We start from the raw sequence: 17,335 nt of genomic DNA, 5'->3' as shown, positions 1-17,335 counted from the left end.
TCGGTCAGGCCTTGGCGGGCTCTTGTTCGCAGTTGACCATCCATGGCACGCCGAACTTGTCTTCGAGCATGCCGAAGCCGGTCGACCAGAAGGTCGCCGCGTAGGGCATCGTCACCTTGCCGCCGGCGCCGAGGGCGTTGAAGAGCTTTTCGCCTTCTTTCACGTCCTTGGCCTGCACCGACAGCGAGAAGCCGTGGTAGCCCTTGAACGGATAGCCGGGCGGGGCGTCGGACGCCATCAGCTGGTGGCCGCGCGCCTCGAGCGTGGCGTGCATGATTTTGCCCTTGTAGTCGGCCGGCGTCTCGGCGCCCATCGGGCTTTCGCCGAAGGTCATGCTGAAGAGGATTTTTCCGCCCAGCGCCTGGGCGTAGAACGCGAGCGCCTCGGCCGCGTTGCCGTTGAAGGTCAGGTAGGCTTGCATCGCAACTCCTTGGGGTGAACGAGGGACGAAGGCCAAATGCTACGCGCACCTAAAATCACGCCATGCTCGATATCACACTGTTACGCAAGGACCTGCCTTCGGTCGTTGCCCGCCTCGAAACCCGCAAGAAGAACCAGACCTTCCTCGACGTCGCGAAGTTCAGCGCGCTCGAGGCCGAGCGCAAGACGCTGCAGACCCGCACCGAGGAGTTGCAGGCCCGGCGCAACAGCCTCAACAAGCAGATCGGGCCGCTGAAGGCCAAGGGCGAGTCGGTCGACGCGCTGATGGCCGAGGTCAACGGGCTGAAGGCCGAGCAGGAGTCCTCGCTGGTGCGCCTCGATGCGATCCAGCCTGAATTGCAGGCGCTGCTGCTGGCAGTACCGAACCTGCCGCACGCCAGCGTGCCGGTCGGCGAGGACGAGCATGCCAATGTCGAGGTGCGGCGCTGGAGCCCGCAGGGCGGCGAGGGCGCTTCGGCGACGCCGCTCGGGTTCACCGCCCGGGACCACGTCGACCTCGGCGCCCCGCTGGGCCTCGACTTCGAGATGGGCGCCAAGCTCTCGGGCTCGCGCTTCACGGTCATGAAGGGCCCGATCGCGCGGCTGCATCGGGCACTCGCGCAGTTCATGATCGACCTGCAGACCGAGCAGCACGGCTACACCGAGTGCTACGTGCCCTACGTCGTCAATGCCGATTCGATGCGCGGCACCGGCCAGCTGCCCAAGTTCGAAGGCGACCTGTTCGCCGCCAAGAAGGGCGGGCAAGACGGCGAGCCCGCACCCGACCATTCGGCGCTCTACCTGATCCCGACCAGCGAAGTGCCGCTGACCAATTTCGTGCGCGACGAAGTCGTGGCCGAGGCGCAGCTGCCGATCCGCCTGACCGCCCACACGCCCTGCTTCCGCTCGGAAGCGGGCAGCGCCGGGCGCGACACGCGCGGCATGATCCGCCAGCACCAGTTCGACAAGGTCGAGATGGTGCAGGTCACGCATCCCGAGAAGAGCTACGAGGCGCTCGAGGCCATGACCGGCCACGCCGAGGCGGTGTTGAAGGCGCTCGAGCTGCCGTACCGGGTGGTGCTGCTGTGCAGCGGCGACATGGGCTTCGGTTCCAGCAAGACCTACGACCTCGAGGTCTGGCTGCCGGCGCAGGACACCTACCGCGAGATCAGCTCGGTGTCGAACTGCGAGGCCTTCCAGGCGCGCCGGCTGCAGGCCCGCTTCAAGAATGCGCAGGGCAAGAACGAACTGGTGCACACGCTCAATGGTTCGGGTCTGGCGGTGGGCCGGGCACTGGTCGCGGTGCTCGAGAACCACCAGAACGACGATGGCTCGATCCGGGTGCCGGCGGCGCTGCGGCCCTACCTCGGCGGCCTCGAAGTGCTGCGAGGCTGAAAAATCGGCCAGAAAGTGCTGCTATAATCGTTGGCTCGACAGACACCGGAGAGGTGGCAGAGTGGTCGAATGTACCTGACTCGAAATCAGGCGTACTAGCGATAGTACCGAGGGTTCGAATCCCTCCCTCTCCTCCAGGACTGGCTTCCTGACGCGCCTCGCGGCGCATCGAAAAAGCCCATGAAAGCCCCGCCAGCCGGGGCTTTTTTGCGTCTGCACGGTGGCCCCGGACGGGCCTGTTCTCCACCGGCCCCGTGGACAGCCTTGTGGACAACGTCAGGGGTAACTCCGGGGAAGGGCTCCAGGCTTGGCTTCCGACACGATGCCTCCTAAACAGGCAGCGTCGCGCCCTCAGCCGCGTGGCGCGCGCGCCGCGATCAGCGCGATCTCGTCGAGCAGGTCGCCCAGCGCCGCCCCGATGAAGTCCAGGGTGGCGGGATCGACCAGCCGGCCGTCCTGGATCTTGGTGCCGACGTTCGCGATCGCCACATGCTGGCGCACCACGGGCCGTGCCAGGGTCGCCGCCAGCGCGTCCCGGATCTGCGCCTGCGCGCGGACGCCGCCCGCGGTGCCCGGCGATGCCGTCATGACCAGCGCCGGCTTGCCCTTCAGCGGCGACGCGAAGCCCGGGCGCGAGGCCCAGTCGATGGCGTTCTTCAGCACGCCGGGCATGCCGTAGTTGTATTCGGGCGAGCACAGCACCAGGCCGTCGGCATCCCGGATCGCCTGCTTGAGCTGCGCGACCGGCGGCGGCGGCGACTCGCCGTCGAGATCGGCGTTGTACACGGGGATCTCGTCGAGCGGAAAGATCTGGAGCGTGGCGCCGGCAGGCAGCAGCGGCTGCAGGCTGCGCAGCACGGCGGTGCAGTTCGAGGCGCGGCGGATGCTGCCCGAGATGGCAACGAGGCGCAGGGACGGGGTCTGGTCAGTGTTCAACGGTGCGGGTCCTTCTCTTCGGGTCGCGGGAGTTTATGCATAAAATTAGGATCATGTACAAAAAAGAGATGCTCGCACGTACCCCGCCGTTGGTCGACCAGGCCTTTGCGCGGCTGCGCCACGATGTGCTGACAGGCACCTTCGCGGCCGGCGCCAAGCTCAAGCTCGACGAGTTGCAGACCGCGTACGGCTTCTCCAGCAGTCCGCTGCGCGAGGCGCTGAGCCGGCTGGCGCAGGAGGGGCTGATCCGCGCCGACGAGCGGCGCGGCTTCAGGGTGGCCGAGATCTCGCCCGAAGACCTCGCGGACATCACGCGGATGCGCGTGATGCTCGACGTGCCTGCGCTGCGCGAGTCGATCGCCCATGGCGACGACGCCTGGGAGGCCCTGGTGGTGGGCGCCTACCATCGGCTGGAAAAGGTCGAGGCCCGCCTCGCCGACGGCCCGGTCGTGCTCGACGACGACTGGACCCAGTTGCACGCCGCCTTCCATCTGTCGCTGCTGGCGGCCTGTCCCTCGGAGCGGATGCGAGCCTGGAGCGCGAGCCTCTTCGACCAGGCCGAGCGCTACCGGCGCTACTCGGCGCGCTTTCGCAAGAGCGCCCGGCGCAAGTCGAACGAGCACCGCAAGATCATGGACGCCACCCTGCGCCGTGACGCCGACACCGCCTGCATGCTGCTCGAAGAGCACATCCTCGGCACCCAGCGCAATGTCATGACGATCCTGGGCGCTGCGCGGAAGGAACTCGCCTAGCGCCTCGCCGCCGGGGCCGCTCCGGACTCGCCCCGAACGCCTTCCCGCACTCCGCTTCGTGCGGCTGCCAGCGCAGCCACGCGCGCGCTTGCCCGCCCGCCGATCCGCGTTCAGTAGAAACCACTATGCACGAGATCAGTTTTATGCATAAAAATCCATTCGTGCATTAAACAAAGGAAGCCGAATGAAACTGATGTCCTACTCGATCGCAGGGCGCGAGACCTGGGGCGCCGTCGTCGATGGCGGCGTGGTCGACCTCGCGGGCCGCACCGGCCATGCCACGCTAGCCGCCTTCATCGCCAGTCCCGATTTCGCCCGCCGCGACGCGCTGCTCGCCGGCCTGGCCGCCGACGCCCAGCTGTCCGACGTGAAGTACCTGCCGGTGATCCCGCAGCCCGAGAAGATCGTCTGCGCGGTGCGCAACTACATGGACCATCACCAGGAGGTGCTCGCCGCCGGCATGCAGCGCGAGCTCTCCGAGCAGCCGCCGATCTTCCTGCGCGTGTGGCGCTCGCAGACGCCGCATCAAGGCCCGATCGTCCGCCCGCGCGTGTCCGAGTCGCTCGACTGGGAGGGCGAGCTGGCCGTGATCATCGGCGCCGGTGGCCGTGACATCCAGGAGGCCGACGCCTGGAACCACGTCGCCGGCTACAGCTGCTACAACGACGCGAGCGTGCGCGAATGGCAGTTCCATGCGAAGCAGATCGCCTCGGGCAAGAACTTCGAATCGACCGGCGGCTTCGGTCCCTGGATGGTCACGGCCGACGAGATCGCGCCGGGCCGCGAACTCAAGCTCGAGACCCGCCTCAACGGCCAGGTGGTCCAGTCCAGCCACACCGGCCACATGATCTTCTCGATCCCGCGCCTGATCGCCTATGCCTCGACCATCTTCACGCTGGTGCCGGGCGACGTGATCGCCACCGGCACGCCGGCCGGCGTGGGCTGGAGCAAGAAGCCGCCGCAGTTCATGAAGCCCGGCGACGTGGTCGAGGTCGAGATCGAGGCCGTCGGCCTGCTGCGCAATCCCATCGTCGCCCAGGACTGAGCGCCTGCGGCATTCCCGGCAACAAGGACGGGCGCAGGGACCGAGACGCGCCGCCCGTGGAGACACCCATGAAAAGAAGACAACTGGTCGCGGCCTGCGCCGCCGCCGCCGCGGCCTGGTCGACGCCCCGGGCCTTCGCGCAGGCCTATCCGGAGCGCCCGATCAAGATCTACCAGGGCTTCGCGCCCGGCGGCAATGCCGATGCGATCGCGCGCGCGGTCGGCCTCGAGATGGGCAAGGCGCTGGGCCAGCCGATCGTGGTCGAGGCGCAGTCGGGCGCCGGCGGCACCATCGCCGCGCGGCGACGGTGGCGCGCGCCAGGCCCGACGGCTACACGCTGCTGCTGGCGACGGGTGGCCATGCAGTGGCCGGGGCGCTCTACAACACGCTGCCGTACAAGTCGGTGGCGGACTTCGAGATGATCTCCACGGTCACCTACTTTCCGTTCCTGATCGTGGTCAACGCGAACTCGAAGGTGCAGGGCCTCACGGAGGTGCTCGCGGCGGCGCGTGCCGCACCGGGCACCGTGGCCTACGGCACGGCCGGCGTCGGCTCGACCCATCACCTGGCCGGCGAGTTGCTCGCGAAGATGGCGGGCGCGCCGATGCTGCACGTGCCCTACCGCGGCGATGCCGCCGCGCTGACCGCACTGCTCGGCGGCGACATCCCGTTCATCGTCGCGCCGCCGACCGCGGTCATGTCGAACATCCTGGCCGGCAAGCTGCGTGCGATCGCCACGACCGGGCCGCAGCGCTGGCCCGGCCTGCCGAACGTGCCCACCGTCGCCGAGCAGGGCGTGCCCGGCTACGACGTGCGCTCGTGGGCCGGGCTGATGGCGCCCGCGGGCACCCCGCGGCCCATCGTCGAGCGCCTGCAGGCCGAGACCCAGCGCGCGCTGCAGTCGGCGGCCGTGCGCCAGCGCCTCGAGGAGATGGGCGGCGAGGCGCGCGGCAGCACGCCCGAGGAGATGAAGACCATGGTCAGCCGCGAGGTCGACAAGTGGACGCAGGTGGTGGCCGATGCCAAGATTCCCAGGCAATGAACGAACCGAAGGATGATTCCATGTCGCTGATCGCGCTGCGCAAACGCAGCCTCACCATCGAGACCGTGTACCACGAAGGCGGCCCCGTCGCCGACAAGCCGCTGCGGGTGGCCGCCGCCTGCGCGGTGATCCGCAACCCCTACGCGGGCCGCTACGAGCCCGACCTGTTGCCCTTCATGGCCGAGCTGCGCAGCCTCGGCACCCTGCTGGCCGAGGAGCTGGTGGCGACGCTGGGCAAGGACAACGTCGAGGCCTACAGCAAGGCGGCCATCGTCGGCGTCAACGGCGAACTCGAGCATGGCGCGGTGTGGCACGAGGCCGGTGGCTGGGCGATGCGCCAGGTGCTGGGCGAGCCCAAGGCCATCGTGCCTGCGGCCAAGGCCGTGGCCGCGACCGGCTACCGCCTGATGGTGCCGCTGCACTACATCCATGCGGCCTACGTGCGCAGCCACTTCAACAGCATGGAGGTCGGCATCCAGGACGCGCCGCGGCCCGACGAGATCCTGTTCGCCCTCGTGATGGCCGACGGCGGCCGCATCCATTCGCGCCTGGGCGGCCTGACCAAGGACGCGGTCTCGGTCCACGACGGGCAGCGATGAGCATGACGAACACCATGAAAGCCGTGCAGTTGCAGGTCACGGGCGGCCCCGAGGTCCTGTCCCTGGTCGAGCTGCCGCTGCCCGTGCCGGGTCCCGGCCAGGTGCGGGTCAAGGCCGAGGCCGTCGGGGCCGGCGGGCCGGACGTGCTGATCCGCAACGGCACCTACAAATGGATGCCGCCGCTGCCCGCCATTCCGGGCAACGAGCTGGCCGGCGTGGTCGATGCGGTGGGGCCGGGCGCGAGCCGGCTGGCGGTCGGCGAGCGCGTGCTGGTCAGCGCGCGCGAGCTGCCGCAGCGCGGCGGCTGCTATGCCGAGTACATCTGCGTGCCGGAGGCCGTGCCTTTCGTGCTCCCCGCCAGCGTGAGCTTCGACGCCGCCGTCAGCCTGGGCAATTTCCAGCTGGCGATCGCGCTGCTGGCGAGCAATGGCAACCTGCCGGCGCAGGCGGTGCTGGTGCCGGGTGCCGCCGGCGGCGTGGCGACCGCGCTGGCACAGGTGGCGCGCGCGCGCGGGCTGCGCGTGATCGGCACCGCCTCGTCGGACGAGAAGCGTGCCTTCGCACTGGACAACGGCGTCTCGGACATCGTCGACGGCGACCCGCGGACGCTGCCCGAGCGCGTGCTGGCGCTGACCGGCGGCCGCGGCGTGGACCTGGCCTTCGACCACGTGGGCGGCGCGCTCTTCGTCGCCTGCCTGCGCAGCCTGGCGCCGTTCGGCATGGCGGTCTCCTACAACATCCTCGCGGGTCCGCCATCGAGCGACGTCTTCGATGAACTGCGCCGGCTGCTGGGCCGGAGCCTGGCGATCCGGACCTTCTCGATCCACACGGTCGATGCCGATGTCGCGCAGCGCCGCGGACTGATGGCGCAGGCGATCGCGCTGATGGCCTCCGGCCAGGTGCGCGCGCCGCGCGCCACACGCATGCCGCTGGCCCAGGCTCGCCGGGCCCATGAACTGCTCGACAACGGCGGCTCGCTCGGCAAGCTGGTCCTCGTTCCCTGATGGCGCCCGGAGGCCTCCATGACCCAGCCCTACGTCCCCAACCTCTCGCACTGCGGCATCTTCTGCCGCGACCTCGACCTGATGAAGGCGTTCTATACCGGCGTGTTCGACATGCAGGAGACCGATCGCGGCGAGGGCGTCACCTTCCGCTTCCAGATCGTGTTCCTGAGCGGTCGCCACGACCAGCACCATCAACTGGTGCTGGCCGGCGGCCGCGCGAGCGATGCCCCGAGCACCGTGATGCAGCTTTCGTTCAAGGTGCAGACGCTGGACCACCTGCGCGAGGCACGCCGCCGCGCGCTGGCGCTCGGCGCCACGCAGATGCGCGGCCTGAACCACGGCAATGCGCTGTCGATCTACTGCATGGACCCCGAGGACAACACGGTCGAGGTCTACCTCGACACCCCGTGGTACGTGAGCCAGCCGCATGGCGACCCGCTCGATCTCGACCAGGATGACGCGGCGATCTGGGCCCAGACTGAAAGCGTCGTTCGCACCGACCCGAGCTTCATGCCCGTGGCCGAGTGGGCGTCGCGCTTCGTGCAACGGCGCGAGCTGCGGGGCGGCGCGCCCTGAGCCCGTTTCGGCTCAGCCCTTCGCGAAGCGATCGGTCGCCCGTATCAGCTGGTCCAGGATGCCAGGCTCCGACCAGGCATGGCCGACGCCTTCGATCAGGTGGAACTCGGCCTCCGGCCAGGCCTTGTGCAGCGCGTGGGCGTAGCGGGCCGGGCAGGGCATGTCGTAGCGCCCGTGCACGATCACGCCGGGGATGCCGTGCAGCCGATCGGCATCGCGCAGCAGTTGGCCGTCGTCGAGCCAGGCGCCGTGCGAGAAATAGTGGTTCTCGATGCGGGCGAAGGCGAGGGCGAAATGGCCGTCGCCATGGGCCGCGGCGATCGAGGGATCGGGCAGCAGCGTGATGGTCTGGCCTTCCCAGAGGCTCCAGGCCCTGGCCGCCTCGAGCTGCCGCGCCGGGTCGTCGCCGGTGAGGAGCCGGCGGTAGGCACCGATCATGTCGCCGCGCTCGGCCTCGGCAACCGGGGCCTGGAAGCATTCCCACTGCGCCGGGAACATCTCCGACACGCCGAACTGGTAGTACCAGCCGAGTTCCGCCCGGGTCACGGTGTAGATGCCGCGCAGCACCAGTGCGCTGACGCGCTCGGGGTGCTTCTGCGCATAGGCCAGGGCCAGGGTCGACCCCCACGAGCCGCCGAACACCAGCCACTGCGAAACGCCCACGTGTTCGCGCAGGCGCTCGATGTCGGCGACCAGGTGCCAGGTGGTGTTGGCCTCGAGCCCGGCATGGGGCGTCGAACGGCCGCAGCCGCGCTGGTCGAACAGCAGCAGGTCGTAGCGCGTTGGGTCGAACAGCCGGCGATGGTCGGCCGAGATCCCGCCGCCGGGGCCGCCATGCAGGAAGACGGCCGGCTTGCCGCCCGGCGTGCCGACCCGTTCGTAATGGATGCGGTGGCCATCGCCGACATCGAGCAGGCCGCTGTCGTAAGGCTCGATCGGTGGGTAGAGTGAAAGCAGGTCGGTCATGGTCGAGGGGTGGGTCACAGCCCCAGCCGCGTCAGGGCCCAGGCCACGGTGGCCAGCTCGGCCACGTTGAGCATCATGCCGACGATGTGAAGCCGGCGGAACCGGAAGATCGCGGTGTCCGAGGCCGGGATCAAGTCGCGCAGCAGGTCCATGCGTGGGATGACGAGCCAGCGGCGCAGCGCAAAGGCCAGGGTGGCGATGCAGGCCATGCCCAGGGCGAAGGCAGGCTTGGCGGTCCAGGCGTAGCCCAGGGCCGCCGCGCCGGCCGTCAGCATCACGGCAGGTAGTAGACGTTGAACAGGCCGCGGATGAAGCGCGAGTCGAGCGGCGTGTCGTGCTTGAGCACCAGCAGCGGCAGCGAGCCCATCATGAAAAAACCCATCCAGACCAGCAGCAGCACCGTCGGGATCAGCGCCATGACGATGGGCGGCATCGTCACCCCTTGATGAGGTTCTTGTGGATCTTGCCGTCCTTCATGATGACCACCAGGCTGGCATCGGGATCGGCCAGCAGCGACACGTCGTCCAGCGGATTGCCGTCGACCAGCAGCAGGTCGGCGTAGGCGCCCTGCTCGAGCACGCCCAGCTTGGCCGGATAGGGATTGCGCGGGCCCGACAGGGCGAGCAGCTGCGCGTTGTCGGCCGTCGCCATCGAGAGGATCTGCGGGTTCGAATACCAGCGCGTGAGGTGCGTGAGCATCGTGCCCTGCCGCTTCGCGAGCGCCGGCGCGAACAGCATGTCGGAGCCGAACGCGGTCTTGAGCTTGTACTTTTTCGCCAGCTTGTAGAGGTTGTCGGTGCCCGCGAACACCTGGAGCGCCGCGACCCTGTTGGGGCCCGTGAGCGCGCCCGTGTCTTCCTCGGAGAGAAAGGGCTGGGTGCTCAGCCAGACCCCCTTGTCGGCCATCATCCGCGCGGTGGTGTCGTCCATCAGGTGCGCATGCTCGATGCACTGCGCGCCGGCCATGACCGCTCGCTGCACGGTGGCGGGTGCATAGGCGTGCACCGCGACGTAGGTGTTCCAGTCTTTCGCGACCTCGACGGCGGCGCGCAATTCGGCCTCGGAGAGGGTGGTCAGGTCGAGCGGGCTGCGCGGCGACGAGACGCCGCCGCCGCCCACGACCTTGATCTGCGAAGCGCCCTGGGTCAGCTGCTCGCGCACCCGCAGGCGGATCTCGTCGGGGCTGTCGACGATGGCCGCCGCGCCCGTGCGCTCGACGGCGCTCGGGACGCCCGGCGAGCGCGGGAGATCGGACAAGCCGCGCAAGTCGCCGTGGCCGCCGCTGCCGGTGATCATGGCGCCGCAGGGATAGATGCGCGGCCCTGGCGTGAGCCCTTCGTCGATCGCCTGCTTGAAGGCGAAGGCCGGGCCGCCGAGATCGCGCACGGTCGTGAAGCCCCGCATCAGCGTGCGCTGGGCCTCCGCGGCGGCGGCCATGTGGATGTAGCCGATATTGCCCTGCAGCAGCACGGGCAGCGGCAGGGCCGCAAAGAGCGAATGCCAGTGCGCGTCGATCAGCCCCGGCATCATGACGCGGCCGCGGGCATCGATGGTCTGGGCCCCCTCGGGCGCGGCCGGCGTGCCGGTGCCGATCGACTGGATCCGGTTGCCCTCGACCAGCAGGTGCAGGCCGTCGCGCAGCGACGACGACTTGCCGTCGAACAGGCGCACGTTGGTGAAGAGCACCTTCGATGGCGCCGCTGTCTGGGCCTGGACGCGGAACGGAAGGCCAAGCGCGGCCACGGAGGCCGCCATGCCCGCCACGAAGCCTCGGCGCGACAGATCGGCGTCGATGCGCCGGGTCAAGGCCTGGAGTTCAGGGCGATGGCAGAGGCAGACGGCGCGTCTGACCTCGGTGTCTTCGGTGAGGGAGCTGCAGCTGTACAAGATCGGGCTTCCAGGAACACCGCGCCGCTCAGTGTCGGAGGCCGCCGGTGGCGGCGATGATATCCGCCGCGGTCGGGAAGAGGGAGATGCTGTTCGGCCCGTCCATGGCTTCGATCTGCACCCAGCTGACGATGCCCTGCGCATCGATGAGGAAGTGACCGGCGAGCTGGGTGGGGTGGCTGGCCAGCATCGCCTCGTCGGCCTCGGTCATGGCGAAGCCGTCCTTGGCATTGAGTGCCGGGTTGGCCGCCATCGGGTTCATCGGTTCCGGCAGCTCGCCGGTCGGGTTGATGCGCGCCGCCTCGAACTCCGCCATGCTCGCGAGGTAGGGCCACCGGGGGCTGTCGGTGCTGCCTTCGGGCAGGAACTCGGCCCGCGGCACGCCGAAGGCCTGGTGGGTGGCGCAGTCCGGGTCGCTGAGGAGCACGACCGGCGTCGGCCGATAGCGGAAATAGAGGCTGGCGCGCTCGACCGGCGTGTTGATCACGGCCACGGTGTCGATGCCGGCCGCGTGCAGCGCCGGCTGGACCTCGCCGAGCCGCAGCACCTGGCGCCGGCAGAACGGGCAGTGCAGTCCGCGAAAGAACCCGATCAGGAACGGCCTGCCCCGCAGGTCAGCGAGAGACACCCGGCCTTCGAGATTGGCCGCGGGAAGCGAGAACGCCGGCGCGGCTTCTCCCGGTTGCAGAGGGTGTTTCTGGTCCACGGGAATTCCTTTGTCTTGAAGCTCGGGAGCGGACGGCAATCGGACCGTATCACTTGTCGAGGCATGGCACAACGCGCCGCCGCCCTCAGCGCCGCCGCCCGCGCGCCGGCGCGGCCGGCTGCACCGCCTGCTCGATCGGCAGTGCCATCTCCGACTTCACCTGCCGCAGCACGATGCTCGAGCGCACGTGCGTCACGCCCGGCAGGCTGAACAGGGTCTCGTGCAGGAAGCGCTCGTAGTGCTTCATGTCCTGCACCAGCACCGTCAGGATGTAGTCCGCCGGACCGGTGGCCGACACGCAGCTGGTGATCTGCGGGCTGGCGGCGACCGCGTCCTCGAAGCGCTGCACCTGCGATTCGCTGTGGCGGTCGAGGTTGACTTCGGCCACCGCCGCCACGTGCAGGCCGACCTTCTCGCGGTCGATCAAGGCGGTGTAGCCGCGGATCACGCCGGCCGCCTCCATGTCCTTGATGCGCTTCCAGCACGGGGTCGGCGAGAGCCCGACGGCCTCCGAGATTTGCTGCACGGTCTGCCGCGCATCGCGCTGCAGCTCGAAAAGGATCTTCAGGCTGTGGGCGTCAAGAAGAATGGAATCGACGTTCATGGCGCATCTGGAGAATTTCATCCTCCAATCGGGGGGATTCCATAGTGTATTGAAGAAGCACTTACTCGCCGCGCGATGGAACAATTTCGGCCATATGAAAAGCCTTCCCCACGATCCGAACGTCCTGCGCGCCGACTACAAGCTGAGCGACGGCCTGTGGGCGACATCGGGCGCCGTCTTCCTGACCGGCACCCAGGCGCTGATCCGCATCCTGCTGATGCAGCGCCAGCGTGACGCGGCCCGCGGCCTCGGCACCCAGGGCTTCATCAGCGGCTACCGCGGGTCGCCGCTGGGCATGGTCGACCAGGCGATCTGGAAGGCCGGCAAGGGCTTCGAGGAAGCCGGCATCCGTTTCGTGCCGGCGATCAACGAGGAACTGGCCGCCACCCAGGTGCTCGGCACCCAGCGGGTCGAGTCCGACCCCGAGCGCACGGTCGAGGGCGTGTTCGCGATGTGGTACGGCAAGGGCCCGGGCGTCGACCGCGCCGGCGATGCGCTCAAGCACGGCAACGCCTACGGCTCGTCGCCGCACGGCGGCGTGCTGGTGGTGGCGGGCGACGACCACGGGTGCGTCTCGTCGTCGATGCCGCACCAGAGCGACCACGCCTTCGTGGCCTGGAGCATGCCGGTGCTGCAGCCGGCCTCGGTGGCCGAGTACCTCGAGTTCGGGCTCTACGGCTACGCGCTGTCGCGCTATTCGGGCGCCTGGGTCGGGATGGCGGCGCTGTCGGAAGTGGTCGAGAGCGGCAGCACGGTCGATCTCGACCTCGTCAACGCCCGCGCCGCCGCCTGGGCCGATGCCGACACGGTGCATGCCGCCACCGGCCACCGCGCGCCGGACGACGGCCTGCACTACCGCTGGCCCGACCTGCCGTCGCTGCGCATCGAATCGCGCCTGGCCGACAAGCTGGAGGCGGTGGCCGCTTTCGCGCGCGTCAACAGCATCGACCGCCACGTGATCGAGAGTCCGCAGGCCAAGGTCGGCATCGTGACCTGCGGCAAGGCGCACTACGACCTGATGGAGGTGCTGCGCCGCCTCGAGATCACGCCGGACGTCCTGGCGCGCGCCGGCGTGCGGCTCTACAAGGTGGGGCTGAGCTTCCCGATCGAGCAGACGCGCATCAAGGACTTCGCGCAGGGCCTGGACGAGATCCTGATCGTCGAGGAGAAGGGCGCGATCATCGAGACCCAGCTGCGCGACCTGTTCTACAACGCGCCGCCCGAAGCCCGCCCGGCCCTGATCGGCAAGCTGGACCGCGACGGCCGGCCGCTGGTGTCGGCGCTCGGCGAGCTGCGGCCTTCGCGGCTGATCGAGCTGGTGGCCCACTGGCTGGCGGTCCATTTCCCCGGCCACGCCGAATTCGGCGACCACCTGCAGCACGTGCGCGACTTCACGCCGCCCGAACTGCTCAGCAACGACGGCGACTCGGTCAAGCGGGTGCCTTATTTCTGCGCCGGCTGCCCGCACAACACCAGCACCAAGGTGCCCGAGGGCTCGACCGCGCGCGCCGGCATCGGCTGCCACTTCATGGCCAACTGGATGGACCGCAGCACCGCCGGCCTGATCCAGATGGGCGGCGAGGGCGTCGACTGGGTCTCGCACTCCATGTTCACGCGCACGCCGCACGTGTTCCAGAACCTCGGCGACGGCACCTACTACCACTCGGGCTATCTCGCGATCCGCCAGGCGGTGGCGGCCAAGGCCACGCTGACCTACAAGATCCTCTTCAACGATGCGGTGGCGATGACCGGCGGCCAGCCGGTCGACGGCATCATCAGCGTCGACGCGATCGCGCGCCAGGTCGAGTCCGAAGGCGTGAAGCAGGTGGTCGTGGTCAGCGATGCGATCGAGAAGTACGACGCCATCAAGGGCAAGTTCCCGGCCGGCACCGAGTTCCACGACCGCGCCGAACTCGACGCGGTGCAGCGCCGCCTGCGCGAAGTGCCGGGTGTCACGGTGCTGATCTACGAGCAGACCTGCGCCGCCGAGAAGCGCCGCCGCCGCAAGAAGGGCGAGCTGGCCGATCCGGACAAGCGCTTCTTCATCAACGAGGCGGTGTGCGAGGGCTGTGGCGACTGCACGGTGCAGAGCAACTGCGTGGCGGTGCTGCCGCACGAGACCGAGCTCGGCCGCAAGCGCAAGATCGACCAGACCAGCTGCAACAAGGATTACTCCTGCGCCAAGGGCTTCTGCCCGAGCTTCGTCGGCGTCAGCGGCGGCAAGCTGCGCAAGAAGAGCGGCGCCCTGGCGGCCGGCAAGGACGCCTTCCTGCAGCACGTGGCGGCGCTGCCGCGGCCCGCAGCCCACGGCTGGAGCGCACCCTACGACCTGCTCGTGACCGGCGTCGGCGGTACCGGCGTGGTCACGGTGGGCGCGGTGATCGCGATGGCTGCGCACCTCGAAGGCAAGTCGGCCAGCGTGCTGGACTTCATGGGCTTCGCCCAGAAGGGCGGCGCGGTGCTGAGCTTCGTGCGCCTGGCCGACACGCCCGAGCGGCTGAACCAGGTGCGCATCGACACCCAGCAGGCCGATGCGATCCTGGCCTGCGACGTGGTGGTCGGCGCCTCGGCCGATGCGTTGCAGACCGTGCGCCACGGCCGCACCCGCATCCTTGCGAACATGCACGAGATCCCGGTGGCCGAGTCGCTGCGCAACCCCGACGCCGACCTCAAGACCGCGCTGCTGCTCGAGAAGATGCGCTTCGTCGCCGGTCGCGACCAGGTTCAGACCTTCGACGCCCAGACCTTGGCCGAGGAGTTCCTGGGCGACACGCTGGCATCGAACATCCTGGCTGCCGGCTATGCCTGGCAATGCGGGCTGATCCCGCTGAGCCTGGAGGCGCTGACGCGTGCGATCGAACTCAACGGTGTCGCCGTGGCGTCGAACTTGATGGCCTTCTCGCTCGGCCGGCTGGCGGCCGGCGATCCGCGGGCGATCGATGCGCTGCGCGGCACGCCCGCGGCGGTGCCCGAGAACGAATCGCTAGCCGCGCTGGTGGCGCGCGGCATGCGCCATCTCGCTGGCTACCAGAACGCGGCTTGGGCGAAGCGCTTCGAGGCCCGGGTGCTGTCGCTGCGCGAGCGCGAGGCCGCCCTGGCCGGCGGCGACGTCTCGCTGCCCGTCACCCGCAATGCGGCGCAGAGCCTGCTCAAGCTGATGAGCTACAAGGACGAGTACGAGGTGGCCCGCCTGTACAGCGACGGCAACTTCCGCGAGAAGCTCGCCGAGCAGTTCGAGGGCGACCTGAAGCTCGAATTCCACATGGCGCCGCCCTTCCTCGCGAAGCCCCGCAACGGCCAGCCGCCGGTCAAGATCCGGCTCGGCGGCTGGATGCTGCCGGCGATGAAGTGGCTGGCGCGCGGCAAGGCCCTGCGCGGCACGGCCTTCGACCTGTTCGGCCACACCGAGGAGCGCCGACTGGAGCGCGAGCTGATCGCGCGCTTCGAGGCCCGGCTCGACGAGTTGGCGGCCGGGCTGTCGACCGCCAATCAGCGGCTGGCGGCGCAGATCGCGGCCGTGCCGCTGGCGATCCGCGGCTACGGCCACGTCAAGCTGGCCAACCTCGCCCTGGCGCGCGGCCGCGAGGCCGAGCTGCTGCACCGCTTCGCGCCCGAACGCTATCCGCGTCCGGCGGTCGAGGCGAAGGCGGGCCAGATCCGGGGCATCGCGGTGGTGGCCCAGTGAGCAATTTCATGGCGGGTGCGTTGTGCGAACGCGACGAACAAGGCCATGTTTTGGCGGGTGACATGCTGCCGGCCAATTAAGATCAAGCGCTAGCGCCTGGCGCACCCCGGGGTGTGTGGCACGAGGCGGCACGCTCTTTCTCATGTGCCGCATGCAGGGCCCCCTCGCGAGGGGCCTTTTTTTTGGCCTGGATGACAAGGGCGTGATAGCCATGATCGGTAATTCGTCGTTCGCGGGGCTGGGCAACTCCTCGTTCGCCAGCCTCACACCGGCACCAGCTTCCGCCGACGAGGCGGAACCGTGGGTGCGCGGCGAACTGATCCGCAGCCTGATGCGGGCCTCGCGCGGCTCCTACCTGCTGGCGGCGGCGCTGATGCCGGCGATGGTGGGCCTGAGCTGGGGCCACGTGCCGGCCTGGCAACTGATCGTCTGGCTGGCCATCGGCATCGTCGCCACCGGCTGCCGGATCTGGGGCGAGCAGCTCTATGCCCGCCACTACGCCGACCGCGACTCGGCGGCGCAGCAGTATTTCGTCGAGCGCTACCGCTATCTCTGGAGTGCCAGCGGCTTCGCCTGGGGCCTGTCGATCCTGATCTTCTTCGAGCGCACGCCGCTGGTGAACCAGTTCATGAGCTGGCTGATCGTCGCCGGCGTGGCGACCTTCCCGCTCAACGGGCTGGCGCTGCACCCGCCGCTCCTGCGGCGCTACGTCAACACCCTGTTCTTCACGATGCTGGCGGCGATCATCCTGCGCATGATCGAGCTCAAGTTCGAGCGGCCGCATTTCCACTACGGGTTCCTGATGTTGCCGGTGCTGCACTGGTGGCTGCTGCTGCGGGCCGGCCGGCGCATCCACGAGACCGCGCGCAACAGCTTCGAGCTGCTGTTCCACAACCACATCCTGATCAATTCGCTGACCCAGCAGCGGCAGGCGGCGGTCTCGGCGGTGGCCATGAAGAACCGCTTCCTCGCCAGCGCTGCCCACGACATGCGGCAGCCTGTGCTGGCGCTGTCGCTGTATGCCGACTGGCTGCGCAACGAGCCCGAGCTGGTGGCCGACATCGCGCCCAAGATCGTGCGAGCCACGCACGCCGTGAATGCGCTGTTCGATTCGCTGTTCGACTTGGCGCGCATCGATTCGGGCCAGGTGCGCCTGCACATCGAGCGGGTCGACGTGGCCCAGCTGCTGCACGACCTGGAACTGCAGTACCGGCCGGTGGCCGAGGCCAAGGGCCTGACCTTCCGGATGCACGTGACGCCCGGCACCGTGCTGACCGACCCGATCCGGGTGCGCCGGATGATCGGCAACCTGCTGGCCAACGCCACCAAGTACACCGCCGAGGGCGGCATCCTTCTGGCGTCGAGACAGACCCGCGACGGCCTGCGGGTGGAGGTGTGGGACACCGGCATCGGCATCGCGCGCGAGCACTTGCGCGACGTCTTTCTGGAGTTCTACAAGGTGGCCGACCATGCCGGCACCTCGGACGGCTTCGGCCTCGGGCTGGCGATCGTGGCGCGGCTGTCGCACGCGCTCGGCCATCCGGTCAGCGTGCGTTCGCGGCTGGGGAGAGGCAGCGTCTTCCGCGTCGCCCTGCATGACGCCGACGAGACCCAGGCCCAGACCCGGATCTCGGGCGCTGTCGGTTAGGCCGACGCCGGGCCGCCCCAAGGCGGCCTGCGCCCCCTCGGGGGGCAGCGACACACGCAGTGAGGAGCGT

16 protein-coding genes, 1 tRNA gene and 1 pseudogene are annotated in these 17,335 nt (G+C 69.2%); 10 read left to right on the top strand and 8 right to left on the bottom strand.

Translation table 11 applies throughout. From position 1 onward, the window contains the following. Nucleotides 1-4 precede the first annotated feature (4 nt). Nucleotides 5-421, bottom strand: a complete 417-nt coding sequence (locus QTI68_RS18170; RefSeq protein WP_286523303.1) for a VOC family protein — start codon at nt 419-421, stop codon at nt 5-7. 62 nt (nt 422-483) lie between these two features. Here QTI68_RS18170 and serS point away from each other — a divergent pair, with 62 nt between their 5' ends. Further along, nucleotides 484-1,815, top strand: a complete 1,332-nt coding sequence (gene serS, locus QTI68_RS18165; protein WP_286523302.1) for a serine--tRNA ligase — start codon at nt 484-486, stop codon at nt 1,813-1,815. A 47-nt stretch (nt 1,816-1,862) separates the two neighbouring features. Further along, a tRNA-Ser gene (locus QTI68_RS18160) sits at nt 1,863-1,952 on the top strand. Nucleotides 1,953-2,166: 214 nt separating this feature from the next. Here QTI68_RS18160 and QTI68_RS18155 read toward each other — a convergent pair. Next, nucleotides 2,167-2,751, bottom strand: coding sequence for an NADPH-dependent FMN reductase (locus QTI68_RS18155; RefSeq protein ID WP_286523300.1), 585 nt, complete (start codon nt 2,749-2,751; stop codon nt 2,167-2,169). A 35-nt stretch (nt 2,752-2,786) separates the two neighbouring features. On the opposite strand from QTI68_RS18155, the gene QTI68_RS18150 reads away from it, so the two are divergent. From QTI68_RS18150 to QTI68_RS18120, 6 genes and pseudogenes are all read left to right on the top strand, one after another. Then, nucleotides 2,787-3,503, top strand: a complete 717-nt coding sequence (locus QTI68_RS18150; RefSeq protein WP_286523298.1) for a GntR family transcriptional regulator — start codon at nt 2,787-2,789, stop codon at nt 3,501-3,503. A 184-nt stretch (nt 3,504-3,687) separates the two neighbouring features. After that, nucleotides 3,688-4,548, top strand: coding sequence for a fumarylacetoacetate hydrolase family protein (locus QTI68_RS18145; protein WP_286523297.1), 861 nt, complete (start codon nt 3,688-3,690; stop codon nt 4,546-4,548). Between the two features lie 68 nt (nt 4,549-4,616). Next, nucleotides 4,617-5,590, top strand: a pseudogene (locus QTI68_RS18135) (tripartite tricarboxylate transporter substrate binding protein). 20 nt (nt 5,591-5,610) lie between these two features. Next, nucleotides 5,611-6,189 carry an amino acid synthesis family protein gene (locus QTI68_RS18130; RefSeq protein ID WP_286523953.1) on the top strand — a complete coding sequence of 193 codons (579 nt, stop codon included), beginning with the start codon at nt 5,611-5,613 and terminating at the stop codon, nt 6,187-6,189. After that, on the top strand, nt 6,186-7,193 hold the full coding sequence (locus QTI68_RS18125) for a zinc-dependent alcohol dehydrogenase family protein (protein ID WP_286523294.1): 1,008 nt from the start codon (nt 6,186-6,188) through the stop codon (nt 7,191-7,193). The genes QTI68_RS18130 and QTI68_RS18125 overlap by 4 nt, the downstream gene beginning before the upstream one ends. Before the next feature lie 18 nt (nt 7,194-7,211). Further along, nucleotides 7,212-7,769, top strand: coding sequence for a VOC family protein (locus tag QTI68_RS18120; RefSeq protein ID WP_286523293.1), 558 nt, complete (start codon nt 7,212-7,214; stop codon nt 7,767-7,769). Nucleotides 7,770-7,781: 12 nt separating this feature from the next. On the opposite strand, the gene pip is transcribed toward QTI68_RS18120, so the two are convergent. The 6 genes from pip to QTI68_RS18090 form a co-directional block, all read right to left on the bottom strand. Next, nucleotides 7,782-8,735, bottom strand: coding sequence for a prolyl aminopeptidase (gene pip / locus QTI68_RS18115; RefSeq protein WP_286523952.1), 954 nt, complete (start codon nt 8,733-8,735; stop codon nt 7,782-7,784). Between the two features lie 14 nt (nt 8,736-8,749). Then, nucleotides 8,750-9,010: a hypothetical protein gene (locus tag QTI68_RS18110; RefSeq protein WP_286523291.1), complete on the bottom strand. Its 261-nt coding sequence runs from the start codon at nt 9,008-9,010 to the stop codon at nt 8,750-8,752. Continuing rightward, entirely contained in the window at nt 9,010-9,168 is a 159-nt protein-coding gene (locus QTI68_RS18105) for a hypothetical protein (RefSeq protein ID WP_286523290.1), read from the bottom strand. The genes QTI68_RS18110 and QTI68_RS18105 overlap by 1 nt, the downstream gene beginning before the upstream one ends. Nucleotides 9,169-9,170: 2 nt before the next feature. Beyond that, nucleotides 9,171-10,541, bottom strand: coding sequence for a metal-dependent hydrolase family protein (locus QTI68_RS18100; RefSeq protein ID WP_286523289.1), 1,371 nt, complete (start codon nt 10,539-10,541; stop codon nt 9,171-9,173). 109 nt (nt 10,542-10,650) lie between these two features. Then, on the bottom strand, nt 10,651-11,328 hold the full coding sequence (locus QTI68_RS18095) for a redoxin domain-containing protein (protein WP_286523288.1): 678 nt from the start codon (nt 11,326-11,328) through the stop codon (nt 10,651-10,653). A gap of 85 nt (nt 11,329-11,413) precedes the next feature. Continuing rightward, nucleotides 11,414-11,932 carry an Lrp/AsnC family transcriptional regulator gene (locus QTI68_RS18090; protein ID WP_286523287.1) on the bottom strand — a complete coding sequence of 173 codons (519 nt, stop codon included), beginning with the start codon at nt 11,930-11,932 and terminating at the stop codon, nt 11,414-11,416. A gap of 94 nt (nt 11,933-12,026) precedes the next feature. On the opposite strand from QTI68_RS18090, the gene QTI68_RS18085 reads away from it, so the two are divergent. Together QTI68_RS18085 and shkS are read left to right on the top strand one after the other, a co-directional pair. Further along, nucleotides 12,027-15,617, top strand: a complete 3,591-nt coding sequence (locus QTI68_RS18085) for an indolepyruvate ferredoxin oxidoreductase family protein (RefSeq protein ID WP_286523285.1) — start codon at nt 12,027-12,029, stop codon at nt 15,615-15,617. Nucleotides 15,618-15,828: 211 nt separating this feature from the next. Further along, the gene (gene shkS, locus QTI68_RS18080) at nt 15,829-17,265 is read left to right on the top strand and encodes a surface-behavior sensor histidine kinase ShkS (RefSeq protein ID WP_286523284.1); all 1,437 of its coding nucleotides are present in this window, start codon (nt 15,829-15,831) and stop codon (nt 17,263-17,265) included. Nucleotides 17,266-17,335: the final 70 nt, after the last annotated feature.

The sequence above is a fragment of the Variovorax sp. J31P207 genome (genome assembly GCF_030316965.1).
Taxonomy (GTDB): domain Bacteria; phylum Pseudomonadota; class Gammaproteobacteria; order Burkholderiales; family Burkholderiaceae_C; genus Variovorax; species Variovorax ginsengisoli_B.
This window is presented reverse-complemented; position numbering and strand designations above follow the sequence as displayed.

Coding starts and splice junctions, on each gene's coding strand:
- QTI68_RS18105 (WP_286523290.1), bottom strand. CDS start 9,168: ATGCCGCCCATCGTCATGGCGCTGATCCCGACGGTGCTGCTGCTGGTC.
- QTI68_RS18125 (WP_286523294.1), top strand. CDS start 6,186: ATGAGCATGACGAACACCATGAAAGCCGTGCAGTTGCAGGTCACGGGC.
- QTI68_RS18150 (WP_286523298.1), top strand. CDS start 2,787: ATGCATAAAATTAGGATCATGTACAAAAAAGAGATGCTCGCACGTACC.
- QTI68_RS18170 (WP_286523303.1), bottom strand. CDS start 421: ATGCAAGCCTACCTGACCTTCAACGGCAACGCGGCCGAGGCGCTCGCG.
- shkS (WP_286523284.1), top strand. CDS start 15,829: ATGATCGGTAATTCGTCGTTCGCGGGGCTGGGCAACTCCTCGTTCGCC.
- QTI68_RS18145 (WP_286523297.1), top strand. CDS start 3,688: ATGAAACTGATGTCCTACTCGATCGCAGGGCGCGAGACCTGGGGCGCC.
- QTI68_RS18130 (WP_286523953.1), top strand. CDS start 5,611: ATGTCGCTGATCGCGCTGCGCAAACGCAGCCTCACCATCGAGACCGTG.
- QTI68_RS18085 (WP_286523285.1), top strand. CDS start 12,027: ATGAAAAGCCTTCCCCACGATCCGAACGTCCTGCGCGCCGACTACAAG.
- QTI68_RS18090 (WP_286523287.1), bottom strand. CDS start 11,932: ATGAACGTCGATTCCATTCTTCTTGACGCCCACAGCCTGAAGATCCTT.
- QTI68_RS18110 (WP_286523291.1), bottom strand. CDS start 9,010: ATGCTGACGGCCGGCGCGGCGGCCCTGGGCTACGCCTGGACCGCCAAG.
- serS (WP_286523302.1), top strand. CDS start 484: ATGCTCGATATCACACTGTTACGCAAGGACCTGCCTTCGGTCGTTGCC.
- QTI68_RS18120 (WP_286523293.1), top strand. CDS start 7,212: ATGACCCAGCCCTACGTCCCCAACCTCTCGCACTGCGGCATCTTCTGC.
- pip (WP_286523952.1), bottom strand. CDS start 8,735: ATGACCGACCTGCTTTCACTCTACCCACCGATCGAGCCTTACGACAGC.